Genomic DNA, 18,274 nt, shown 5'->3' with positions numbered 1-18,274 from the left:
TTACTTAAATTCTATATAAACTGCGTCTTTTTTGTGTGTTTCTTTCCAAGTTACTAAAACTTTTTCTTCGTTAATGGCATCTACTTGTCTGCCTCTATAATCTGGCTGAATTGGTAAATGTCTACTAAAACGTCTGTCTATTAGTACTAATAACTCAATATTATCTGGTCTTCCATAAGCTTGCATTGCAGTTAATGCAGCTCTAACACTTCTACCAGAGTATAAAACATCGTCAATAATTACTACATTTTTACCTTCAATTAAAAAGTCCATTTTAGTGGCAGTTGCAGCTAAAGGAGCATCTCTTCTTCTAAAATCGTCTCTGTAAAAGGTAATATCTAAAAGACCTAATTGTAAGTCTTTAACTTGGTATTCGTTTTTTAATATATCAGCTAATCTATTAGCCAAAAAACTACCTCTTGGTTGTAAACCAATTAAAACGGTATTAGAAAAATCGTTATGATTTTCGATTAACTGACAAGCCAATCGATGTAGAATTATTTCAATATCTTTTGAGTTAAGTAAGATTTTTTTGCTCATAAGAAAGCTATCAAATTAGCTTGATAGTTATTGAAAATCAAAATTACTGTAAATAAATGTATGTGCAAAATTTATAACTACTAAAAACGGGTGTGTTTTAATGTTAACTAAATTGTTGAAAACAAAAAAAACGAAATTAAAAGAAGGATAAGAGTTGTAGTACTTTTAATGTACTAATTCAAATCTCATAGTTATGTCTCTATTAAAGTTTGAATCCATGCTCAAAACCAACGCAGTTTACTTTTTCGATTTGGTAGAGTTTGAAGAAATTATCATCCATTATTTAGATGCTGGTAAACATGCTTTGGCTAAAAAAGCAGTAAAACTTGGGTTGCAACAACATCCTGCTTCAGTAGATTTAAAACTATTGCAAGTAGAAATTTATGTTTTTGAAGATGAGTTAGATAAGGCGTCTATGTTGCTGAAAATAATTGAACGATTAGAGCCTAATAATGATGAAGTTTTTATACAAAAAGCAACTATTAGTTCTAAAAAAGGAAACCATAAAGAAGCTATAGAACTATTTAAAAAAGCGTTAACTTTTACTGATGATAAAGTAGATGTTTGGTCTCTTTTAGGAATGGAATATTTGTACTTAGACGATTTTAAAAATGCACGTTTAACCTTTGCAAAATGTGTGCATGTAGATTTTGAAGATTATTCTGCATTGTATAATGTAATTTATTGTTTTGACATGGAAAAAGAGCATGAAGAAGCAATATTATATTTAAATGGGTATGTAGATATAAATCCATATTGCGAAGTTGCATGGCATCAATTAGGAAGACAGTATTTTATATTAGAAAATTACGAAAAGGCATTAAATGCTTTTGATTATGCTGTTATAATTGATGAATCTTTTATTGGTGGTTATTTAGAAAAAGCAAAAACACTAGAACAATTAGAGCGTTATAAAGAAGCAATTGATAATTACTTAATTACTTTAGAATTAGATGATGCAACAGCGTTTGTTTGTATTAGAGTAGGTGAGTGCTATGAAAAATTAGAAAACTTTGAGCAAGCGATTTCTTTTTATAAAAAAGCAGTTCATGAAGATCCTTTGTTAGATAAAGGTTGGATGATGCTTACTAATATTTATTACCAGCATGAGAACTATCAAAAAGCATCTTATTATATTTCTAAAGCGTTAAAAATTGAAGAAGATAATGTTTTGTATTGGAGACGTTATTCTGAAATTAATCTAAAGTTAAATTTCTACGAAGAAGCTGTAACAGGTTTCGAAAAATGCTTGGGTTTAAATGACGATGCATTAGAAATCTATATTGGTTTAATAGATGTTTTGTCTTTTTTAGGCGAATTTACAGATGCTTTAAATGCTTTAATAAAAGCACAGAGAATTTATAAGGATTCTGCAGAAATAGAATACAGATTAGCTGGTTTATTTTTTATTCTAAATAAAGAAAAGTACGGTTATAATCACTTAATATTAGGTTTAAAAATAGATTACGATTACAATATTGTTTTAAAAGAATTGTATCCAATTGTATTTGAAAATGAAAAAGTACAAAAGCTTTTAATTGATTATAAAAAAGCGACAGAATAGAGGTTTATTCTTCTTTTGAATAAGAAAGTCTGTATCTTAAAATACAGGCTTAAATCTAGTTTTTTCTAATGATTAACATTTTTTTTGCCAAACAAGTATATTTTATATTGTAATAATATTATCATTAGAGTAAAAGACACCATAAAAATGAGTAGCAAAGTGTTAATTTCAGGTTTAATTGATGAAATATCTCCACCATAAAAAGCTATTTTTCTAAATCCACTTAAAAATTGAGTAGAAGGTATAATTTGAGCAAAACTTGAAATTGCATCAGGAAAAGCAAGTGTTGGCCAAGTAAAACCACTCAGAATAAAAGCAGGTGTAGAAACGACCATTAATAGTTCTGTTACTTTTAATTGACTCGGAATTGCAATTGAAAACAACATTCCAATACACATAGAAGCTAAGGTTAAAATTGCTGCTAAGAGAAACATTGGTAAATTATAAATATCTGCATCAATTTTAAAATAAGAAAAAAGTGAACCTATAAACAACCAAATTATAGGAATCATTATTAGAAATGGTGTAGCTTTTAATGCAATTAAATAGAAAGAAGATTTACTCTTTTTTAATAATACTCCAAAATGGCCATCATCAAAATCTCTTGCAAAAACCAAAGCCATAGCTAAAAATATTACTTGTTGAATAATAGCGACTAATAAACCTGGAAACATAAAAGTGATATAATTTCCTGAAGAATTATATAATTTATTAAAATTGATTTTAAAACTTTCATAACTTGCTAAAGCTTGAGCTGGATGAAGTCCACTTTTTTTAAGACTTTCAATTTCTATTCCTGCATTTAAAGTTACTAATACTGACTGAATATTTTTGCTTGCAGTGTTTGCATTTAAAATATTTGCCATATTTAAATCTACTCTAATTTCTGGGTGTCTTTTCTGTAAAATATCTGCTTCAAAGTTTTTTGGGATGGTAATTACAGCTTCATATTGTTTTACAGGCATTTCTTTTAAAATATTACCTGCAGTGTAACGCACATCATTTACTAGTAAAACTTCATTGTCTTGAAAAGCTTGAATAATTTTATCTGAAATCGGACTGTGATCTTCATCAATAACAACTATAGGTAAGTTTAAAACTTTTGCTTGCTTATAAACATAGCCAAATAAAATTCCATAAAAAATGGGAGCACCAATAAAAATGGCCATTAAAACTCCGTTAGAAAAAATACGTTGAAATTCTATTTTAAGTAATTTTAAAAAGTCTTTCATTATTTTATTATTTGATTAGAACTGTTGTGTTTAAATAAAATTTTTGTTTAGAATTAATTGAAATAGGAACAACTTTTAATTCATAAATACTTTCAGATAAATTATATAAAGGCGCTGTACTTGTAATATTTGCATATTGTGCCAATTGTTTAATATTATTGATTTTAGCAGTAATTTCTTCTTTTGTGTATGGATTTACAAGCGTCAATTTTTCACCTATTTCAAAATTGTAGATTTTAGATTCTGGAATTGTAAATCTAAAAAAGACACTATTTTTTTCATATCCATTAAATAATGAATAACCAGGAGTTAATAATTCTCCTTCATGTAAACTAATAGTTTCAATAGACATATTTGTAGGAGCAATTACAAACTTTTCTTTAGCTGCTGTTAAAATTTCCTCTTTAGTACCTAAAGCTCTATTTAATTGACCTTTTGCTTGGTCTAATTGCTCAGTTCTAACACTTTTATTTATTTCACTAAGTTTTGCTTCTAAAGCAGCAACTTGTGCTTTAGCCATATTTCGTTTCATTTTTACTTCATCAAATTGTTGTAAGCTAATTAATGAATCTCTATACATGTTTTGTAGCCTTTTATAAGATTTTTGAGCAAAATCTAACTGTGCTTTACTGGCTTCGATTTTACTATTTATTTGTTTTAATTGATCTGATGTTGCTCCATTAGAAGCCATATTTAACATTCCATTTGCAGCTGTTACAGCTCCATTTGCTTGCATCATTTTAGCATCTAACTCTGGGATATCTAGCAAAGCTAGAGTGTCGCCTTTTTGTACAGACTGTCCTTCTTCAACATATATTTTGTCAATACGTCCTGCAATTTTACTACTGATAGAAATGGTTTCAAATTTCACTTTTCCTCTATTGTAAGTTATTGTTTCCTCAGTATTACAAGCACTTATAATTAGTAGTGTTAAACTGATTATAAGTAGTTTTTTATGTAATTTCATTTTTTATTTCTTTAAGTTGATTAGTATTTAAGAGCTCCTTTTGCATGCAATAAATTGGTGAATGCTCTTCTTTCATTATAGTAAGATTGTTGCAATTTAAAATTGGCTTTTTCTAAATCATTTAATGCATCTAAAACATCATTTATAACTACCAGATTATTTTTATACTGTTTGTCTATCATTTTATAAGTTTCAAGAGCTATCTCAATTTCTTTTTTCACTATTTTGGTGTTTTCAAGAGAAGTTTTATAAGTTAATTGTGCATTTACAATACTGAGGGCAATCATTTCATTGGCTTCTTTAATTTGTTCTCTGTATTTTTTGCTTTCAAGTTGTGTTTTTTTGCTTTTTAAATTGGAATTAAATCCATCAAAAGCATTCCATTTTAGGCCAACACCAACATACCATTTTGGGTCTAATAGCGATAAATCATCTTCAATAAATTCATAATGACCTTTGAAAGCAATCTTGGGAATAAAATTACTTTTTTCCATTTTTGATTTATACATTGCTGCTTTTTCAGCTTCTTCTAAGGCCTTTACTTCGTTTCTTTTTTCAGAGTTTCTTGCCTTAAAATAAAATGATTGAAGTTTTGGATGCAGCATTTTTAAGCTTTCTCTATTTTCTCCTGTTAATTGGTGTAATACTTCAATTAATAAAGATTTATTATGATTATATTCTAATTGTTTAGCAGCTAATTGTTGTTTTGCTAACTCAATTTTTTTACGATTTATAGGAATTGCCAATCCATTTTTAATGGCTTTTTTAACATAGAATTCTTGTTCATTTAAATACTTTTTAGAAGTATTTAATACTAATTTAGAAGCATAAACTAAAGCGAGTTTATCATAAGTGTCAATTATTTTTAAAACAATTTTGTCTTTTTCTGCAGTTGTTACATAATTTAAAGAAGCTTCTTTATGTTTGCTCGCTTTTAAAGCGTTATATGCTTCTAACCCACTAAAAATAACCCAATCTACATCTACAGAGGATTTTAAAATATTTTTGTCTTGTAGATTTGGGATTTCTGTTAATGGAATATTATCTGGAAAAGCATTGTTAAAAGGAATACCAACAGCTTCTTTAATAAGTAATTTTTGTGTAGAAATTAATAGGTTTTGAGTAGCATCATCAAAAGTAATATCATCATCTAATCTTGTAAAACTAGAATTGAATGTAACTTTTGGAAGAAAAACAGCTTTTGCTATTTTTTGATCTATTTTAGTTTGCTTGCTATTTAAGTTATGAATATTGATACTATGATTTTTTTCTAAGCCTTTAGTTATCAAATTTTTTAAAATTGGATCTAAATTTTGGGCTTTAATAGAGAAAGAAAATCCTATTAAAATAGTAATTAAATAGCTAAGTTTTAGTTTGTTTTTGTGCATTGCAAATAATTTAAAAATTGCAATACAAATTTCTTGATTAGAGGAATAATTTCCTTTGACTTATATCAAAAAATCACTTTTTTTTTAAAGATTCGTTTTTTCTAATTCTACTCAATGTTTCTTGTGTCATACCCAAATAAGAAGCAATATGACCTAAAGAAATACGATGTGCAATATTTGGGAATTCAGAAATCATATAATCGTATTTTTCTTTTGCAGTATGAAACTGAGTCGCATTCATTTTACGAATTAATGTGGTAAACATTTCTATAGACAATAAACGGATACATTTTTCCATTTTGTGATACTTAGCCAATAAAAATTCCATTTTTTCGAAAGTAATACTGTAGAGAATCGAGTCTTCTAAAATTTCTAAATTGTAAAAACTAGCGGTTTGATTAAAAAAACTATCTGCACTAGACATAAATTGTCCTTCTCCAAAAAACCATTGCGTAACTTCTTTTCCATCTTCTTTTAAATAATAGCTTCTACTCATTCCTTCTTGAATAAAATAAAGCTTATTACAAATTTTTCCTTCCTTTAATAATAACTCATTTTTTTTGACTTTTTCTTCTTCAAAATGAAGCATTATATCATTGAGCTCTTCTTGAGAAAAAGGGACTAAATTTAAAAGGAAATCTGTTACAGTCATAAATTAAAATGGGAATCGTTTTTTATAAGTGAGATAGCTAAGTTATCGGAAATTATCTTTAGAAACAAGCTATTTTAAAAAGGAGATTTCATTTTTTACTTAAAATTCTACTATCTTCGTTTTTCTAAAAAAGAAAACTTAAAATGAGTAGAACTATAAAAGATTATTTGGTAATTGGTTTAAAAGGAATGGCAATGGGTGCTGCAGATGTTGTACCAGGAGTTTCTGGTGGTACAATTGCTTTTATTTCTGGTATTTATGAAGAATTATTAGGTTCTATTAGTAATGTAAAACTTGGTTTGTTTAAAACCTTAAAAGAAGATGGATTAAAAGCAGCTTGGAAACAAGTTAATGGTAATTTTTTAGCTTCGTTATTTATAGGGATTTTTGTAAGTATTGTTTCTCTAGCAAAAGCAATTAAGTATTTATTAGAAAATGAACCTATTTTGTTATGGTCTTTTTTCTTTGGCTTGGTTTTAGCAAGTATTATTTACATTGTTAAACAAATTTCAAAATGGAGTTTTACTTCTCTTTTTGTGTTAATTTTGGGTGCTTTTTTGGCCTATTATATTACTACTCTAAATCCTTTAGTTTCTGAGAATTCATCACTTTTATTTATGTTTTTAGCAGGAGCAATAGCAATTTGTGCTATGATTTTACCAGGAGTTTCTGGAGCATTTATTTTAGTTTTATTAGGTGCTTACAAACCGATTTTGGCAGCAGTAAATGATAGAGATTTAAAAACAATTGCAGCAGTTGGTGCTGGAGCCATTGTAGGTTTATTAACCTTTTCTAAAATTTTAAAATGGTTATTTTCTAATTATAAAAATTACACTTTAGCAGCTTTAACAGGGTTTATTATTGGCTCTTTAAATAAAATTTGGCCTTGGAAAGAAACATTAACATGGAGAACAAATTCTCATGGAGTAGAAGTACCATTTAATCAACAAAGTGTTACTCCTTTTTCTTTTGATGGAGATGCACAATTAACAATGGCAATAGTTTTGGCTGTTATTGGTTTTGCAATTATTTTAGGAATGGAAAAATTAGCAGTTCATAAAAAGTAAATGCAAAAAGAAAGGAATTTTATTGATAAAATCTACCTCTTTTTAAAAGGATTGGCAATGGGAGCAGCTAATAAAGTTCCTGGTGTTTCTGGCGGTACAGTTTCTTTCGTTTTTGGTTTTTATGAAGAATTAATTTACTCATTTAGAAAAGTAAATTTAAAAGCATTTAAATTACTTTTTAATGGTCGTTTCAAAAGTTTTTACAGATATGTAAATGGTCAGTTTCTGCTCTTAATAATGGGAGGTAGCATCTTTAGTTATTTTAGTATTTCATTAGTTTTAGATTATTTCTTAGTAAACTATGAACTCTATGTTTGGAGTTGGTTTTTTGGGATGATTATTGGCTCAATTTATTACATTGGTAAAGATTTTGGTGATTGGAACCTTAAAAATATATTTTCATTAATAATTGGTGCTTCTATTGGAATAGGAATTAGTTTTTTAACACCAGCAACAGAAAACGATAATCTTTGGTTTGTTTTTGTTTGCGGAATTATAGGTGTTTCTGGTATGACGCTTCCTGGTCTTTCAGGTTCGTTTATTTTAATTCTTTTAGGTAATTATGTATTGTTATTAGTAGATTCTGTAAACGTATTATTTAATGTAATTACGAGTCTGTTGTCTGGAAATTTTGACGTTTTATCAGATCCAATTAAAGTAAGGTATTTAAAAATAATTAGTGTTTTTACATTAGGTTCTGCTTTTGGTTTGGTTTCTATTAGTCATGTTTTAGGATATGTTTTAAAAAGATGGCATCAAATAGTAAATGCAGTAATTATTGGTTTTATAACAGGTTCTTTGGGGATTGTTTGGCCTTGGAAAAAAGCACTTTACTTACAAGAAAAAGGAAGTTATTTAATAGATAAAAAAGGAAATAAAATAATAGAAAATTACGAACGTTTTATTCCGGATTTTTCAAATTCCGAAACTTGGTTTGCAGGTTTTTATATTATTATTGGTATTGCATTAATTTTAGTGATAGATTTTTATGGAAGAAAGAAAAAATAAAGTTTTTGGCTTATTAGGAAAAGATATTGAGTATTCTTTTTCTAGAGGATATTTTACAGAAAAGTTTGAAAAACTTAATTTAAAAAATTATAAGTACGTAAATTTTGATCTTCAAAAAATAGAGGAATTCCCTGCTGTTATTGAAGAAGGTGGTAAAACTTTAGGTGGTATAAATGTTACGATTCCTTACAAGGAAGAAGTAATGCAATATTTAGATAAGTTAGATAAAACCGCTAAAAAAATTGGCGCAGTAAATACCATAAAGTTTACAAAAAGAGGAAATTTAAAAGGGTATAATTCTGATGTTGTTGGTTTTGAAAAATCAATATTTCCGTTGATAAAAAAACATCATAAAAGAGCATTGATTTTAGGAACTGGTGGTGCTTCTAAAGCAATTGCTTACGCTTTAAAAAAAAATGATATTAAATTTAAATTTGTTTCTAGAAACCCAAAAGGTAAAAAACAAATTTCTTATCAAGATTTAACAGAAAAGGTGTTGAATAAATATCAAATTATAATTAATTCTACACCAGTTGGTACTTCTCCAAATACTGAAAAATGCCCTGATATTCCATATCAGTTTATAACTGATAAACATTTGCTATATGACTTAATTTACAATCCAGAAGTAACTACTTTTTTGGCAAAAGGAAAAGAACAAGGAGCTGCTATAAAAAACGGATACCAAATGTTACAACTGCAAGCAGAAGAGTCTTGGAGAATTTGGAATAATGCATAATTAAAAAGCCGTTTTGTTATTTTTAGTATAAATTTTGTTGGCAAATGTGTTGCGTTAGGGATTGAAATGGAAATCCTTTTTATGAAGAATGATTAAAAAGATTGTAATGTAAAGCCCGACTTTAATACAGAATGCTTTCTGTATAAAGAAACGCCCAAAAAAATAAAAGATTTGCATTTATTTGAGATAGTTTGCAGATTTACTAAGTTGTCAGTATCTTTATGAGCATATAATTTAATATTATATTAAGACCTTAAACATTGTATATATGTTAGAAAATAATGAAGAAAACGTTGATAAAACGGAAAATAAAGCAGCGAAAGTAGTAAATGAAACTTCAAAAATTGAAGCTGAAGAGACTGTAGAAAAAGTAGTTGAAACAGCAGAAACTGTTGAGGAAGTTGCTAAAGATACTGTAGAAGAAGTAAGTGAGAATGTTACTACTGTTGAAGAGATTGCTGAAGAACCTATTGAAAAAACAGATAATACAGATGCTGCTGTTAATGAAATAGAGAAATCTATTGCTGTAGATGCAGAAAAAGATACACATAAAGAAGAAGCTGCTGTTGTAGATTATTCAATATTATCTTTAGAAGAGTTAGTTTTAGAACTTAAAAAAACACTTTCTAATAATCCTGTTCAAAAAATAAAAAATCAAGTTGAAGGTGTAAAAAGCGCTTTCAATCAAAAATTTGGTGCTTTATTGGCAGAAAAGAAAGCTGCTTTCTTAGAAGCTGGTGGTAACTCTATAGACTTTCAATTTTCTAGCCCTATAAAATCTGAATATAATAGTCTTTTATCTGAATATAAAAAACAACGTGATGCTTATTACAATGATTTAGATAAGCAATTGTCTGAAAATTTAGAAAAGAAACTTTTAATTATAGAACAATTAAAAGATTTAATTGAAAATGCAGATACTGCAACAATGTACAAGAGTTTTAGAGCGTTGCAAGACAATTGGAGAACTATTGGACCTGTTTCTAAAAACCATTATAATGATACTTGGAAAACGTTTCATCATCATGTAGAGCGTTTTTATGATTTATTACATTTAAGTAATGATTTTAGAGATTTAGATTTTAAACATAATTTAGAAGAAAAATTAAAAATCATAGAAAAAGCAGAAGCTTTAGCTGAAGAAGCAGATATAAATGTTGCTTTTAAAGAACTACAAGATTTACATAAAACTTGGAAAGAAGATATTGGGCCAGTTTCTCAAGATCATAGAGAAGATGTTTGGAAAAAGTTTAGTGCAGCAACTAAAAAAATTCATGATAAAAGACACGATCATTTTAGAGAAATGCGTTCTAAGTACCAAGAAATTATAGAACAGAAATTAGTTGTTATCGAAAAATTGAATGCTTATGATACTTCTAATAATAAATCGCATAACGATTGGCAAAAAAGTATTAAAAATGTAGAAGCTTTAAGACAAGAGTATTTTAAAGCTGGTAAACTTCCGTATTCTAAAAGTGAAGAAGTTTGGCAGAAATTTAAAGCTGCTACTAAGAAATTTAATAGTGCTAAGAATGTTTTTTATAAACAAGAAAAGAGTGGTCAGCAAGATAATTTAAAGAAAAAGATGGAGTTAATAGAACTTGCAGAATCTTTAAAAGATAGTGAAGATTGGGAATCTACAACAAATGCACTGAAAAGAATTCAATCTGATTGGAAAAAAATTGGTCATGTTCCTCGTAAATTTTCAGATGATATTTGGAAACGTTTTAAGGCTGCTTGTAATCATTACTTTGATAGATATCATAATCAGAAAAACTCTTTAAATAAAGAGCAACAAGAAGTTGTTGAAACTAAAAAGGCTTTTTTAGAAATTGTAAAAGAGCTGAAAGAACCAACAAAAGAAGAAATTTTTGAAGTTATCAATAACTGGAGAAGTTTAGGTGCATTGCCAAGAAATGCAAGACATATTGATGGTAAGTTTAATAAAATTATAGATAGAGCTTTAGGAGGTTTATCTATAGATAAGAAAGAAATTGCCATGCTAAAATTTACACATGTTGTAGATAGTTTAGCTGCTGATAACGATGTAAGAAAGTTAGATTCTGAGCAAATGTTTGTTAGAAAGAAAATTGATGAAACTGTTAAAGAAATTCAACAATTAGAAAATAATTTAGGTTTCTTTTCTAATGCAAAGGATGACAATCCGTTAGTATTGAATGTAAAAAATAGAGTTAAAGGTTTTAAAGAAGATTTAGCTGTTTGGAAAGAAAAGTTAAGTTATATAAAGAAAATAGATTACTAAAAATAGAATTTATATAAAACAAAAAACTCGAAGCGAAAGCTTCGAGTTTTTTTATGAATTTATTTGTAAAAGATTAAGAAAAGAACTTATCCATTTTTACTTTTTCTTCTTCAGCTAAAGCAGCATCCACTAAAATACGACCACTATGCTCGTCTATAGTAATTTTCTTTCTATTCGCTATTTCTAATTGTACTTGTGGTGGAATTGTAAAGTAAGATCCTCCAGAAGCTCCACGTTCAATTGCAACTACCGCTAAACCATTTTTAACTTTAGTTCTAATTCTAGTATAAGCAGCAAATAAGTGAGCATCTAAAGTTTTAGAAAATTCATCAGATTTTTTAGCTAATAATTCTTCTTCTTTTTCCGTTTCTTTTAAGATAGCATCTAACTCAGCTTTTTTGTGGCCTAAATGTTTTTCTTGTTTTTCTAACTTTTCTTTAGTTGCAGTAATTACTTCGTTTTTCTGAGCAATTTTAGCTTTAAATTCAGTAATTCTTTTTTCAGCTAATTGAATTTCTAAATCTTGATATTCAATTTCTTTAGATAAAGAATCGAATTCTCTGTTATTTCTAACTTTCTTTTGCTGCTCATCATACTTTTTCATTAACGAATTAGACTCTTCAATAGCTAATTTTTTGTTGTTAATGTCAGTTTCTAAGTTTGCTGCATCTTGATTTAAATTAGAAATACGCGTATTTAATCCGGCAACTTCATCTTCTAAATCTTCAACTTCTAAAGGTAATTCACCTCTAACGTTTCTAATTTCATCAATTCTAGAGTCAATTAATTGTAAATCGTATAAAGCTCTTAATTTTTGTTCAACCGAAATTTCTTTCTTCTTTGCCATGTTTATATATAATATATAGGATTTGTACTTTTTTCTGATAAAATGACTGCAAAATTACTAAATTTTTTTGTAAGATAGTCTACCAAAAGGTTTTTTGTAAACTGTTCGCTCTCATAATGTCCAATATCTGCCAAAAGAATGCTGTTTTCAGCTTTAAAAAACTCATGATATTTAAAGTCTGCACTCACATATGCATCTGCACCAGCTCTTTTTGCATTAGAAATGGCAAAACTGCCAGATCCACCTAAAACTGCTACTTTTTTTATTTTTTTGTTGATTAAATTAGAATGACGAACACAATCTGTTTTCATTATTTCTTTTAAAAACAAAAGAAAATCTTTTTCATCCATTGCTGTTTTTAGTTCGCCAATCATTCCCATTCCAATATTTTGGTGAATATTTTCTGTAGTAATTAATTCGTATGCAACTTCTTCATAAGGATGATTTTCTTGTAATGATTTTAAAATTACAGTTTCATTCTTGCTTTCAAAAACAACGCTAATTCTTGTTTCTTTTTCTGTATGTAATTTTCCTTTTTCACCTAAAGTAGGATTCGAATTTTCATTTCCTCTATAAGTTCCTTCTCCAATCATATTAAAAGAACAGTTATCGTAATTTCCAATATTTCCTGCACCAGACTCAAAAAGCGAATTTCTTAAGGAAGTAGCATTATTTGTTGGAACAAATGTGGTTAGTTTTTTTATGATTCCTTTTTTAGGAATTAAAATTTTTGTGTTTTCCAACCCTAAAACTTCACACATTTTTGCAGAAACTCCATTTTTAGAATTGTCTAAAGCTGTATGTGTTGCGTAAATTGCAATGTCATTTTTTATTGCTTTTAAAACAACACGTTCTACATAAGAATTTCCATTCAGTTTTTTTAAGCCACCAAAAATAATTGGATGAAAGCTTATAATTAAATTACAATTCTTTGCAATTGCTTCATTTACAGTTTCTTCTAACGTATCTAATGTTACTAAAATTCCTGAAACTGAGGTTGAATAATCACCAACTAATAAGCCAACATTATCAAAATCTTCAGCATATTGTAAAGGTGCTAATTCTTCTAAATAATTTGTGATGTCTTTTATAACCATAAAACAAAATTGTATCGAAAACCAAAGTTAACATTTTCCATGCATCAATCCATAAAAATGACTTATTTTCGTGTTAATGAAATTTCTAAGGCTATTATTATTTCCATTTGCTATCATTTATGATTTGGTAACTACCATTCGTAATTTCTTTTTTGACGTTGGTGTTTTTAAACAAACTTCATTTAAGATTCCAGTAATTATTGTTGGTAATTTAAGTGTTGGAGGTACAGGAAAAACGCCGCAAATAGAATATTTGATTCGTCTTTTAAAAAATAATTTTAAAACCGCGGTTTTAAGTAGAGGTTATAAGCGAAAAACGGAAGGTTTTGTGTTGTTAAATGAAACACATTCTGCAGAAGATGTTGGTGATGAACCTTTGCAATATTTTAAAAAATTTAAAGATATAAATGTAGCTGTTGATGCCAATAGAGTGGCAGGAATTTCTAACTTGATTGTTGATAAATCTCCAGAATTGGTTTTATTAGATGATGCTTATCAGCACAGAAAAGTAAAAGGCAGTTTTTATATTTTATTGACAAAATATGATGATTTATTTACGGATGATTTTTTATTACCAACAGGAAGTTTAAGAGAAAGTAGGAGAGGCGCAAAAAGAGCAGATGTAATATTAGTAACTAAATGTCCGACGAATTTAACAGAAGCTTCAAAAAACAGCATTAATCAGAAATTAAAAGAATACAATACCAATATATTTTTTACAGCTATTTCTTATGATGATAAAACATCAGGAAATAAAAATATTTTGGTTGATAATTTAAATAATTATGAAGTTTTGTTAATTACAGGGATTGCTAATCCAACTCCATTGTTGTCTTTTTTGAATGAAAAGAAAGTAAATTATAAACATTTAAAATTTTCTGATCATCATCATTTTACAGACAAAGAAATAGAAAGTATTAAAAAAGAATATATTAGCTTAAAAACGTCTAAAAAACTCATTTTAACCACCGAGAAGGACTTTGTTCGATTAGAGACCAGTATTGATAAAATTTCCTATTTAGGGATACAAACTTCATTTTTAGAGAAGCAAGAAGTGTTTGATTCAATTATTAAAACTCATATAAAACAAAACCAGCGTTGTTAGGCGCTGGTTTTTTTTTGATTTATGTTAGAAGTATTTTTTGCATGGGGAACTTCCTTATTTATGACACAATTATTTTTGAAAAGTCACATTTTAATTTTTAACATAATTTAAGTTTTACATCTCCATTGAATGAAATACATTTTGTACATCATCATCTTCTTCTAATTTTTCTAAAAGCTTTTCAACATCCGCTTGTTGTGCTTCACTTAATTTTGTGGTAGTAGTAGGAATTCTTTCAAAACCAGAAGATAAAATTTCTGTATTGTTTTCTTCAAAGAACGATTGTATTGCCCCAAATTGCTCAAAAGGAGCATAAATAATAACCCCTTCTTCATCATCAAAAACCTCTTCAACATCAAAATCTATCAATTCTAATTCTAATTCTTCCAAATCAATAGTAATATCTTCTTTTTTTATAGTAAATGTACATACATGATCAAACATAAAAACAACAGATCCAGAAGTACCTAAATTTCCATCATTCTTATTAAAAGCAGCTCTAATATTAGCAACAGTTCTATTGTTGTTGTCAGTTGCTGTTTCTAAAAGAATTGCGATTCCATGAGGCGCATAACCTTCAAAAAGTGCTTCTTTGTAATTTGCAGTATCTTTATCGGTAGCTTTTTTTATGGCTCTCTCTACATTGTCTTTTGGCATGTTTGCAGCTTTTGCATTCTGCATAACAGCTCTTAATCTAGAGTTAGAATCAGGATTTGGACCACCATCTTTAATCGCCATTACAATGTCTTTACCAATTCTAGTAAAAGTTTTTGCCATTGCTGACCATCGTTTCATTTTACGTCCTTTTCTAAGTTCGAAAGCTCTACCCATTTCTAATAATTGTTTTAATTAAAATCCTTACAAATGTAAAGGTTTGAAAGCTGTTTTGCAATATTTTGAAAGCGCATTTTTAAAATGAAATATACCTAATTGTAGGTATTGTATAAGAGAAACTAAAGACTAACTTTAAAAAATTAATCTTAAATCAAATAATTATGAAAAAAATTACTTTATTACTTTCTATTTTTGCAACTACTTTAATACTTGGGCAAGATAAACTCACCTCAAGTTTAGGTGAGTATTTTGATGGTACAAATTGGTTAGACAGCTCTAAAACAACCTACCAATATGATGACAATGGAAATTTAACAGAAGAAACAGAGTTTTATTGGAATAGTACCAATTGGGTAAAAGGTTATACCTCTAAATATACATACAATTCAAATAATAAATCTTTAGTAGAAACGTATATAAATTATAATTCTAATGGTACAACTTCAGAGCAATACAAAACTACAAATACTTATGATTCTGAAGGCAAATTAATTGAAATTTTAACTGAGTTTAATGGTGGTGTATCTTGGGAGTTTGAGGATAAATTTATTTTAGAATACTCAAATAGTAGGCTTACAGGTGCAATTGGTTATGCTTGGAATGGATCTGATTGGGTATTAGAGGAAGAATCTTCTAGAATAGTCATAAGCTATAATGCAAATAATAAAGTTAGTATTTCTAAGTCAGATAATTGGGATGTTACAAAATGGGTAGATTCTGATAGAACTTTGTATACTTACGATGCTAATAATAGAATTATAGTTGAAGATTCACAAATTTGGGATGGTACCAGTTGGAGTACTGATTACAAATATGAATATACCTATGATGCTAATGGAAATGCTATAACAGAAAAAGAATCTTACTTAGAAAATGAAGTTTTAACTGAACAACCTATAGAAACTAAAACTTTTGATACTTCCCAACTAATGTCAATTTTTTCACATCCTTTTAAAGATAAAACTGGTATAGATTTTCTGTTTTCTGCAAACGGAATCGTAAATAAAATTTTGGGTAGATCTTCAACGAATAATAGGACTACCTACTATTATGGAAATGAACCAACGGCAAATGTAAATGATTTTAACTTTGTAAAGTTTGAAGTATATCCAAATCCAACAATTTCTGTTATAAATATTGATGATCGTAATTTTTCTTTAAAAAAGGTTGAAATATATAATCTTATCGGAAAAAAAGTTTTGACATCAACCAAAAATAAATTAAATATAAAGAATTTAATAAATGGAATTTATTTACTAAAAGTGGAAGATGATAAAGGTAATATTGTTACTAAAAGAATAATTAAGAATTAGCAGAGAACTAAAGTAAAAAAAACACAAAACTAAAGCCACAAATTAACGAAGTTTAAAATCGTTTTTTTGTGGCTTTTTATTATCTCATAAGGCTGTAAAAACCTTGTGCAGTATTAATTATTTCATTTGCATAAATTATGGTTTTTTTTAACTTCACGATACTTGTCAGTTGGAAATCGTCTAATTAATAACTAAGACTTTATTTAAATAATAAAAAACTATTTAATGTATAAAGTTATGTTGACTAATTGAGAAATTAAAGTACAAAATTCAACAATTTGTGAGAAAAATTCGTTAAATTAGTAGTAGCAAAAGTAGTTACATTTTTGTTACTTCTATTTTCTTATAGAACCCCTTTTCGCGCACAAAATCACAACTATTCTTGTTTAAATGTTGTTGGTTTAAAACCCACATTTTTTTTAATTGTCTTTGATTATTAATTCTTAAACATATTTAGTCATGAAAAAAATTACTTTTTTACTCGTCGCATTAATTTCCATGTCCTTTTTTGGACAGGAAGCATTAAATACAGCAGATCATCAATTTCTCTCAGAAGGAGTTTGGAAAACGGTTCATAGAGATGTGTATACTTATGATGCTGCTGGAAATTTAATTTCAGATTCTTTTTTAAGAAGAAATGATGCTGATACTGGTTGGGAAAATATGGAATTGTTTACCTATACTTATGATTCAAATAATAATTTAATTGAAGAAGTACTAGGATCTTGGGATTCAAATTTAGCTATACCAGCTTATGTTGATAATATTAAAACTGTTTATTCTTATAATTCAAATCACGAGATGATTGAATTTATAGAGTATTTTTGGTTAAATAATGATTGGAGCAATTCTTTTAAATTCACTATTTCATATACTGATGAAGGTAAGATTTCAGAAGGATATTCTTATAATTGGGTTGGGTCAGATTGGGTTTTATCAGATAGAACAATTCTTACCTATAATGAAAATGGATATATTTATAATTTAATGAATGATAATTGGGATGGAAATAATTGGGTGCAAAATGAAGCTACAGAATTTACATTATATGCAAATAATAAAATTATTTTAGAGTTTGTTAAAGCTTGGAATGGAACTGAGTATTTAGATAATAGCAAAACTGAATATCAGTATGATGGGAATGGAAATCAAATTAGTGAAGATGTGTATTATGTAAATAATGGTGTTTTCGAGTTTGGTTATGGAGAGACTTTTGCTTTTGATACTAATTTTTTAATGTCTTCATTTACACATCCTTTTAATCAAACTACGGGTTTAGATTATGTACTAACAGGTTTTCCATTTGTAAATAAATTACTAAGTTCTTCAAATAATTCTGGTAATGGTATAATTACATATAATTACGGTGAAGCAACTGCAGATGTTGATAGTAATGAAGTTATAGAGGTAAAAGCATATCCAAATCCTACAAATGACATAGTAATTATGGAAACTTCTGAATTAGAAAAAGTAGATGTTTATAATATTTTAGGAAAGAAACTATTTTCAGTAAATCATAAACAAATAGATTTAACTAATTTTTCTAATGGAGTTTACTTGTTTAAAGTTTATACAAATGATGGTAGAGTTGCAAATCGAAAAATAATTAAAAACTAAGATAAAAAAAAGCCTTTTTAAGTTTTAACTCAAAAAGGCTT

The 18,274-nt window shown here is 27.8% G+C and carries 16 protein-coding genes; 8 read left to right on the top strand and 8 right to left on the bottom strand.

All coding sequences use genetic code 11. The features are described 5' to 3' along the window. Nucleotides 1-540 carry a bifunctional pyr operon transcriptional regulator/uracil phosphoribosyltransferase PyrR gene (gene pyrR, locus PHEL85_RS04760; RefSeq protein WP_036821740.1) on the bottom strand — a complete coding sequence of 180 codons (540 nt, stop codon included), beginning with the start codon at nucleotides 538-540 and terminating at the stop codon, nucleotides 1-3. A gap of 193 nt (nucleotides 541-733) precedes the next feature. On the opposite strand from pyrR, the gene PHEL85_RS04755 reads away from it, so the two are divergent. After that, on the top strand, nucleotides 734-2,104 hold the full coding sequence (locus PHEL85_RS04755; RefSeq protein WP_036821739.1) for a tetratricopeptide repeat protein: 1,371 nt from the start codon (nucleotides 734-736) through the stop codon (nucleotides 2,102-2,104). A gap of 65 nt (nucleotides 2,105-2,169) precedes the next feature. Here the strand turns inward: PHEL85_RS04755 and PHEL85_RS04750 are convergent, their stop codons facing one another. From PHEL85_RS04750 to PHEL85_RS04735, 4 genes are all read right to left on the bottom strand, one after another. Next, nucleotides 2,170-3,336: an ABC transporter permease gene (locus PHEL85_RS04750; protein ID WP_036821738.1), complete on the bottom strand. Its 1,167-nt coding sequence runs from the start codon at nucleotides 3,334-3,336 to the stop codon at nucleotides 2,170-2,172. Between the two features lie 7 nt (nucleotides 3,337-3,343). Then, a complete protein-coding gene (locus PHEL85_RS04745) occupies nucleotides 3,344-4,303 on the bottom strand; it encodes an HlyD family secretion protein (protein WP_036821737.1) in 960 nt (319 codons plus the stop codon). Nucleotides 4,304-4,323: 20 nt separating this feature from the next. Further along, on the bottom strand, nucleotides 4,324-5,691 hold the full coding sequence (locus PHEL85_RS04740; protein WP_036821736.1) for a TolC family protein: 1,368 nt from the start codon (nucleotides 5,689-5,691) through the stop codon (nucleotides 4,324-4,326). A 73-nt stretch (nucleotides 5,692-5,764) separates the two neighbouring features. Continuing rightward, complete coding sequence (locus PHEL85_RS04735; protein ID WP_036821735.1) at nucleotides 5,765-6,343, bottom strand: Crp/Fnr family transcriptional regulator; 579 nt, start codon at nucleotides 6,341-6,343, stop codon at nucleotides 5,765-5,767. A gap of 143 nt (nucleotides 6,344-6,486) precedes the next feature. Between PHEL85_RS04735 and PHEL85_RS04730 the strand changes: the two genes are divergently transcribed. The 4 genes from PHEL85_RS04730 to PHEL85_RS04715 all read left to right on the top strand — a co-directional run bounded on the left by PHEL85_RS04730 (nucleotide 6,487) and on the right by PHEL85_RS04715 (nucleotide 11,420). Next, nucleotides 6,487-7,410, top strand: a complete 924-nt coding sequence (locus tag PHEL85_RS04730; RefSeq protein WP_036821732.1) for a DUF368 domain-containing protein — start codon at nucleotides 6,487-6,489, stop codon at nucleotides 7,408-7,410. Then, complete coding sequence (locus PHEL85_RS04725; protein WP_036821731.1) at nucleotides 7,411-8,418, top strand: DUF368 domain-containing protein; 1,008 nt, start codon at nucleotides 7,411-7,413, stop codon at nucleotides 8,416-8,418. Then, nucleotides 8,399-9,157 (top strand): shikimate dehydrogenase family protein, encoded by a 759-nt coding sequence (locus tag PHEL85_RS04720; protein ID WP_036821730.1) that lies wholly within the window; start codon nucleotides 8,399-8,401, stop codon nucleotides 9,155-9,157. The genes PHEL85_RS04725 and PHEL85_RS04720 overlap by 20 nt, the downstream gene beginning before the upstream one ends. A 268-nt stretch (nucleotides 9,158-9,425) precedes the next feature. Then, nucleotides 9,426-11,420, top strand: a complete 1,995-nt coding sequence (locus PHEL85_RS04715; protein WP_036821727.1) for a DUF349 domain-containing protein — start codon at nucleotides 9,426-9,428, stop codon at nucleotides 11,418-11,420. A 73-nt stretch (nucleotides 11,421-11,493) separates the two neighbouring features. Here PHEL85_RS04715 and PHEL85_RS04710 read toward each other — a convergent pair whose 3' ends face one another. Both PHEL85_RS04710 and PHEL85_RS04705 read right to left on the bottom strand, forming a co-directional pair. Then, complete coding sequence (locus PHEL85_RS04710) at nucleotides 11,494-12,267, bottom strand: zinc ribbon domain-containing protein (RefSeq protein WP_036821724.1); 774 nt, start codon at nucleotides 12,265-12,267, stop codon at nucleotides 11,494-11,496. Between the two features lie 2 nt (nucleotides 12,268-12,269). Further along, complete coding sequence (locus PHEL85_RS04705) at nucleotides 12,270-13,364, bottom strand: Nif3-like dinuclear metal center hexameric protein (RefSeq protein ID WP_036821723.1); 1,095 nt, start codon at nucleotides 13,362-13,364, stop codon at nucleotides 12,270-12,272. 76 nt (nucleotides 13,365-13,440) lie between these two features. Between PHEL85_RS04705 and lpxK the strand changes: the two genes are divergently transcribed. Next, complete coding sequence (gene lpxK / locus PHEL85_RS04700; protein ID WP_036821718.1) at nucleotides 13,441-14,469, top strand: tetraacyldisaccharide 4'-kinase; 1,029 nt, start codon at nucleotides 13,441-13,443, stop codon at nucleotides 14,467-14,469. Nucleotides 14,470-14,583: 114 nt separating this feature from the next. On the opposite strand, the gene PHEL85_RS04695 is transcribed toward lpxK, so the two are convergent. Then, a complete protein-coding gene (locus tag PHEL85_RS04695) occupies nucleotides 14,584-15,300 on the bottom strand; it encodes a YebC/PmpR family DNA-binding transcriptional regulator (protein WP_036821715.1) in 717 nt (238 codons plus the stop codon). Between the two features lie 164 nt (nucleotides 15,301-15,464). Here PHEL85_RS04695 and PHEL85_RS04690 point away from each other — a divergent pair, with 164 nt between their 5' ends. Next, nucleotides 15,465-16,616: a T9SS type A sorting domain-containing protein gene (locus PHEL85_RS04690; RefSeq protein WP_036821712.1), complete on the top strand. Its 1,152-nt coding sequence runs from the start codon at nucleotides 15,465-15,467 to the stop codon at nucleotides 16,614-16,616. Nucleotides 16,617-17,075: 459 nt separating this feature from the next. Continuing rightward, nucleotides 17,076-18,233: a T9SS type A sorting domain-containing protein gene (locus PHEL85_RS04685; protein ID WP_081965075.1), complete on the top strand. Its 1,158-nt coding sequence runs from the start codon at nucleotides 17,076-17,078 to the stop codon at nucleotides 18,231-18,233. The last annotated feature ends 41 nt before the right edge of the window (nucleotides 18,234-18,274 follow it).

The sequence above is a fragment of the Polaribacter sp. Hel1_85 genome (assembly GCF_000766795.1).
Classification (GTDB): Bacteria; Bacteroidota; Bacteroidia; order Flavobacteriales; family Flavobacteriaceae; genus Polaribacter.
The sequence above is the reverse complement of the archived record's forward strand: the minus strand, read 5'-3'. Positions and strand labels throughout refer to the sequence as shown.

Coding starts and splice junctions, on each gene's coding strand:
- pyrR (WP_036821740.1), bottom strand. CDS start 540: ATGAGCAAAAAAATCTTACTTAACTCAAAAGATATTGAAATAATTCTA.
- PHEL85_RS04755 (WP_036821739.1), top strand. CDS start 734: ATGTCTCTATTAAAGTTTGAATCCATGCTCAAAACCAACGCAGTTTAC.
- PHEL85_RS04750 (WP_036821738.1), bottom strand. CDS start 3,336: ATGAAAGACTTTTTAAAATTACTTAAAATAGAATTTCAACGTATTTTT.
- PHEL85_RS04745 (WP_036821737.1), bottom strand. CDS start 4,303: ATGAAATTACATAAAAAACTACTTATAATCAGTTTAACACTACTAATT.
- PHEL85_RS04740 (WP_036821736.1), bottom strand. CDS start 5,691: ATGCACAAAAACAAACTAAAACTTAGCTATTTAATTACTATTTTAATA.
- PHEL85_RS04735 (WP_036821735.1), bottom strand. CDS start 6,343: ATGACTGTAACAGATTTCCTTTTAAATTTAGTCCCTTTTTCTCAAGAA.
- PHEL85_RS04730 (WP_036821732.1), top strand. CDS start 6,487: ATGAGTAGAACTATAAAAGATTATTTGGTAATTGGTTTAAAAGGAATG.
- PHEL85_RS04725 (WP_036821731.1), top strand. CDS start 7,411: ATGCAAAAAGAAAGGAATTTTATTGATAAAATCTACCTCTTTTTAAAA.
- PHEL85_RS04720 (WP_036821730.1), top strand. CDS start 8,399: ATGGAAGAAAGAAAAAATAAAGTTTTTGGCTTATTAGGAAAAGATATT.
- PHEL85_RS04715 (WP_036821727.1), top strand. CDS start 9,426: ATGTTAGAAAATAATGAAGAAAACGTTGATAAAACGGAAAATAAAGCA.
- PHEL85_RS04710 (WP_036821724.1), bottom strand. CDS start 12,267: ATGGCAAAGAAGAAAGAAATTTCGGTTGAACAAAAATTAAGAGCTTTA.
- PHEL85_RS04705 (WP_036821723.1), bottom strand. CDS start 13,364: ATGGTTATAAAAGACATCACAAATTATTTAGAAGAATTAGCACCTTTA.
- lpxK (WP_036821718.1), top strand. CDS start 13,441: ATGAAATTTCTAAGGCTATTATTATTTCCATTTGCTATCATTTATGAT.
- PHEL85_RS04695 (WP_036821715.1), bottom strand. CDS start 15,300: ATGGGTAGAGCTTTCGAACTTAGAAAAGGACGTAAAATGAAACGATGG.
- PHEL85_RS04690 (WP_036821712.1), top strand. CDS start 15,465: ATGAAAAAAATTACTTTATTACTTTCTATTTTTGCAACTACTTTAATA.
- PHEL85_RS04685 (WP_081965075.1), top strand. CDS start 17,076: ATGAAAAAAATTACTTTTTTACTCGTCGCATTAATTTCCATGTCCTTT.